The sequence below is a fragment of the Liquorilactobacillus uvarum DSM 19971 genome (assembly GCF_001434935.1).
Taxonomy (GTDB): domain Bacteria; phylum Bacillota; class Bacilli; order Lactobacillales; family Lactobacillaceae; genus Liquorilactobacillus; species Liquorilactobacillus uvarum.
Window position 1 is genome coordinate 1 of the sequence record NZ_AZEG01000162.1, and the last position, 207, is coordinate 207.

Sequence of the window (207 nt, forward strand, 5' to 3'; positions counted from 1 at the left end):
CGATGAATTGCCACGTCGGCTACCATGCCCTCATCAACAAAATTTTCTTGCACATATTTTGTCAGTAATTCTTTCTGTTCGGATTCACTTAATTCTACCGGTAAAGCCACGTTAAACTCTTTTGCATACCGTGAGTTTGATTTACGATCTTTCTTTTCAACTTCATTCCACAACTGCTCTCGATCACTCGCCCATTCAGGTGAATTT

General features: G+C 40.1%; 1 protein-coding gene. It reads right to left on the minus strand.

Annotated elements, in window-relative coordinates; genetic code table 11:
* Positions 1-207, minus strand: a 207-nt coding sequence (locus FD20_RS12900) for a MobA/MobL family protein (RefSeq protein ID WP_162255674.1), incomplete at both ends; no start/stop codon positions are given.